The sequence below is a fragment of the Raoultella sp. genome, from assembly GCF_039594335.1.
Taxonomy (GTDB): Bacteria; Pseudomonadota; Gammaproteobacteria; order Enterobacterales; family Enterobacteriaceae; genus Klebsiella.
The window spans coordinates 1-4,487 of record NZ_JBCNNS010000221.1; the positions used below are offsets into that span (position 1 = coordinate 1).

Annotated in this window: 4 protein-coding genes and 1 pseudogene; 3 read left to right on the top strand and 2 right to left on the bottom strand. The window is 56.3% G+C overall.

Annotated features, from left to right (window positions below):
• Together ACZAHD_RS21770 and ACZAHD_RS21775 are read left to right on the top strand one after the other, a co-directional pair.
• Positions 1-129 (top strand): annotated as a pseudogene (locus ACZAHD_RS21770) (sugar glycosyltransferase); the annotation flags it as partial.
• Entirely contained in the window at positions 107-1,276 is a 1,170-nt protein-coding gene (locus ACZAHD_RS21775; RefSeq protein ID WP_022064893.1) for an O-antigen ligase family protein, read from the top strand. The pseudogene ACZAHD_RS21770 and the gene ACZAHD_RS21775, both read left to right, overlap by 23 nt.
• A 43-nt stretch (positions 1,277-1,319) precedes the next feature.
• On the opposite strand, the gene ACZAHD_RS21780 is transcribed toward ACZAHD_RS21775, so the two are convergent.
• Complete coding sequence (locus tag ACZAHD_RS21780; RefSeq protein ID WP_064166947.1) at positions 1,320-2,399, bottom strand: glycosyltransferase family 9 protein; 1,080 nt, start codon at positions 2,397-2,399, stop codon at positions 1,320-1,322.
• A gap of 18 nt (positions 2,400-2,417) precedes the next feature.
• The gene (locus ACZAHD_RS21785) at positions 2,418-3,380 is read right to left on the bottom strand and encodes a polysaccharide deacetylase family protein (protein ID WP_012540311.1); all 963 of its coding nucleotides are present in this window, start codon (positions 3,378-3,380) and stop codon (positions 2,418-2,420) included.
• Positions 3,381-3,491: 111 nt separating this feature from the next.
• Here ACZAHD_RS21785 and rfaQ point away from each other — a divergent pair.
• A partial coding sequence (gene rfaQ / locus ACZAHD_RS21790; protein WP_462458596.1) for a putative lipopolysaccharide heptosyltransferase III occupies positions 3,492-4,487 on the top strand: 996 nt, incomplete at its 3' end.

Sequence of the window (4,487 nt, forward strand, 5' to 3'; positions counted from 1 at the left end):
TCCTTTGCGCATGCCGCGCAGGTACTGCAGCAACGTCAGATTCGGGTGATTAATTTTTCCCCAGAAAGCGCTGTGCCGGATACTATCTTCGAAAAGGTTGCGTTTAATGAGTACTTTAAAAGTGAGTAACTTCGCCAGACAGGGTTACTCGATTGTCTTTCCTTTGTTTTTATTTTTCAGCGCGATTTTTTGCATGTCCACCCGGACCAATAATCTGCTGCATTTATCCATCCTGCTGCTATTGCTGTCGCTGGTACGCCAGGAAAACCGCCAGGCGCTGGCCGGGGTGTTACGCGAGCAGTGGCAGACCTGGACGCTGCTGGCAGCTTTCTTTATCTATTACGCCCTCAGTAACCTGTGGGGACATACGCCACAGCATATTGACTCGCCGATCACCCACGGCGTGTATCTGACGGGGTATCTGTTGCTGATGACGATGCTGCTCAGCGACGAACGAACCCGCCGCCTGGCCATGCTGGCGGTGGTTGGCGGGATCACCGTGCTCTCCCTGTGGACGCTGATTATCGACCATACGCTGGTCCTCACCGAACGAGCGGTCTCCCCCGAGAACCCCGGACCAACGAACGTTATCGACCTTGCCGGTTACTGCGGCATCGGCATTTTAATCTGCGGCATGCTACTGAAAGAAAAAGCCAGCCACTGGCTCTATCTGCCGGTGGTCATCATGCTGGTGATGCTGCTGCTCACCCAAAGCCGTGGGCCGATCATCGCCCTGGTGCTGGCGGTCGGCTGCACGTTGCACCTGCACGTCTTCACCCGCCGCAACCTGCTGATCGCCGCGGCGCTGGCTGTGCTGGTAGCGCTGCTTTTGGTCATGACGCCGGTGGGCGACATGCTGCTCGCCCGTTTCGAGGAGCTTGGTACCCAAAGCGGGCTGCGCCTGAGCATCTGGCACCATACGCTGTCGGAGATGGCCAGCCAGCCGTGGCTGGGGCGCGGTTTCAGCTATGAACTGGATTTCATCAACTACAGCGGCGAGCACATCACCACCACCCACAGCGTGTATATGGGCGCCCTGCTGAAAGGCGGCATCCTGGGGTTACTGCTGCTGCTGGCGGTCATTGCCTGCGGGCTATGGCAGGCGTGGCGCAAGCGCCACACCGACAGCCGCTACAGTCTGGCGATCCTGTTTTACGCGCTGGTGTTTATGGCCTCGCAGGGGATGTTTATCATCAGCAACCCCCGGGAAACCTGGGTGCTGTTCTGGCTGCCGCTGGGCATCGCGCTCAGCAAAGGGCTGGCGGAAAAACGCTAACAAAAAGGGCCGTCAGCGGCCCTTTTTTATATTCACTTTTAAATCAACTGCGGGCGGCGACCAGCCGGTCGGCCTGCTCTTTAATCACGGGCCACACTGACTCAATCGCCACATCGGCGACATTCGCTTCTTCACAGACGATCTGTTTCGCCTTGTCATAGCCCGGCGCCCAGATGTGATAGCCGGGCAGCCCGGTATCCTTGAGTTTGCGCTTGTTATAGACCGCCACCATCGGTTTATCGAAGGCCCGGGCGATATGCACGATCGAGGTGTCTGGCGTAATGACTAAATCACAGCTGCGGATCACTTCGACGGCGGAGTTGATGGTGCTGTCGGCGATGTACAGCGCCATATCCAGCCCAAGCTGGCGGATTTTCTCACTACGCCCCACCATCACGATACAGACCCGGTAAGGTAGGGCGCGTAACCGCTCGACCAGCGTCGCCACCTGGTGACGACAGAAGTCTTTATCCTCGGACGCGGTAAAAGGGTTAATGGCGATACGCAGTTCGACCTCTCCGGCCTGGGAAAGCAAGCGAGCCACTTTCTCCCGCTCATGGCGGCAGCCGGGGAGATGATAGTGATACGGGTGGTCGTCAACGATGCCAAACAGTTTCACCACCTGTTTATAGCGCTGGGAAATATGGCTGTTGCTGTCAAAAAAAGCGATCGAATGATCGTAAATTTTATATTGATCTTTATTAAAACCAATCACGCTGGCCGCCCGTAAATCGGCGAGTAATTTAAAGCGTTCATAGCTGGTGACGTCATCAAAATCGATAACTGCATCAAAACCTACCGCCCGCAACGTATTTAAGGACATGCGCGGCCGATATAAATATACTTGCTGAATGAATTCTGAGCCTGCTAATATTTCGCAGCATATTGGTCCGGTTAACACCGAAACCTGATATCCCCGTTCGGCCAGTATTCTGGCGCAGCCGGTCGTGACCACCATATCCCCGACTTTATCGTCCAGGCGCAATAGCAGTACGCGGCGGACAGCAGCTGGGTCGAAGGCTTTACGCGCCGGCTTATTTCTGTATCGATAGTTAATTAAATTAAATTTAATGCCGCGGAAAAAAGCATTCTTTTTCCGCGTTAATTGTTTAAGGATACGCATACGGTACCTTGAGCTGTGTTAGCGCTGTGTGATTTTCCGCTGGTAATATTCTGCCAACGTCATGCCCTTCACCTGCGGCGCCAGCCAGCTAAAAAAGGCTTCAAGGTCAGCGTATAAACGCTCAATATCCCGTTCATTCTGGAACGTGGGGCTGCCGCCGGGCATATACTCTGAAGAGTGGAGCATATATTCCACGTAGTCATTGCCCTGCGTCAACGTTTGTTCGACGACTTTTTTCATCGTCTCCACGTTGCCGCCCATCGGACGCAGCCAGTGTACGGAGGGGGAACGCACTTTACCCCGCAGGCGATCGTAGCCCTGCTTCACGCTGTTCATCCACGCTGAGTGCTTGTACTGAATGCTCATCGGCACTTCCAGCAGCGGAGAGTGGCCTTCGCGGCTGATATCATTTTCATCGAGAAAATAGGCATGCTGCGGGAAGCGGCGATAATCGGTCCCGCCATCGCCCTGCGGCGCTCCCTTGGCGGTCTTCCAGTTCACCCGCGGGGTCACCGAGCAATCCACCTGATAACCGTGCTCCACCAGCAGACGCGCATAGCGCTCGTCAAAGGCCCAGCGCCCGGCGCGATGGCTGACCATTTTGGTCTGGAAAGTATCCTCCAGCAGATGCGTCATATAGTCGACCTTCTCACGCATCATGGCATCGCTGTATTCAATGAGATAAGGCTTATGCCGCCAGTCATCGGCGGTCAGCGGCTCGGTCGGCGGGCTGTTCCACGCATGCAGATGCATGCCGACTTCCGCGGTGCCGCGGGCAATCACGTCTCTGGCGAATTCGATATAAAAGGGGTCGATGGCCATTTCATAGTTGGTCAAATAGACCGGTTTAAAGCCATACTTTTCGCAAAGCTGCTGAAAACGCGGGAGATAACGCGCATTCTCGGTGGTGATGCTGTCATGTTTTTGCCAGAGGTTATCGCCCTCTGTATCAATCGTGATGAGAAATGCGGGATTGTGCACGAAAACGTCCTCAGGCCATACGTATCGGGTCATGGTAGAGCAATACAACGCTTCTCTCAATCTGTCTGATCCCCTAGAATCGGAACCCTTATCCTGGATGAAGAACAGAGTATGACGCCTGAAACCCTCTCCCGCGGCCCGTTGAACCCGGCGCGGATCCTGGTCATTAAGCTGCGCCATCATGGCGACATGCTGCTGATCACGCCGCTTATTCACGCGCTGAAACAGCAGTATCCCGCCGCCAGCGTGGATGTGCTGCTGTATGAAGAGACCCGGGATATGCTCGCCGCCAACCCCGATATCCATCATATTTATGGTCTCGATCGCCGCTGGAAAAAGCAGGGAAAAAGGCATCAGTTGAAGATGCAATGGCAGCTCATTCAGACGCTGCGTCAGCAGCGATACGATATGGTGCTTAACCTTGCTGACCAGTGGCCGAGCGCGATTATCAGCAAACTGACCGGCGCCGCGACGCGGATTGGTTTTGATTTTCCGAAGCGCCGCCACCCGGTCTGGCGCTATTGCCACACCGCGCTGGCCTCCACCCAACAGCACAACCAGCTGCATACGGTACAGCAGAATCTCTCTATTCTCGCTCCGCTCGGTCTCCCGTTGAACGACGCGCCGGCGCGGATGGGCTACAGCGAAGCAGACTGGGCCACCAGCCGCGCCCTGCTGCCGGAGGAGTTCCGGGAAAACTACATCGTCATCCAGCCAACGTCGCGCTGGTTCTTTAAATGCTGGCGCGAAGATCGTATGAGTGCGCTGATCAACGTGCTGTCTGCCGAGGGGTACGCGGTGGTGCTCACCTCCGGCCCCGACGATCGAGAGAAGAAGATGGTGGACACCATCATCGCCGGTTGCCCGCAGGCGCGTCTGCACTCTTTAGCCGGCCAGTTAACGCTGCGCCAGCTGGCGGCGGTGATCGATCACGCCCGCCTGTTTATCGGCGTCGACTCGGTGCCGATGCATATGGCTGCGGCGCTCGGCACTCCGCTGGTCGCCCTGTTCGGCCCCTCGAAGCTAACTTTCTGGCGTCCGTGGCAGGCGAAAGGCGAGGTGATCTGGGCCGGCGACTTCGGTCCGCTACCCGACCCGGATGACATC

Bases quoted from the DNA above. Each gene is read 5' to 3' on its own strand.
- ACZAHD_RS21775 (WP_022064893.1), top strand. From the start codon at position 107: ATGAGTACTTTAAAAGTGAGTAACTTCGCCAGACAGGGTTACTCGATT.
- ACZAHD_RS21780 (WP_064166947.1), bottom strand. From the start codon at position 2,399: ATGCGTATCCTTAAACAATTAACGCGGAAAAAGAATGCTTTTTTCCGC.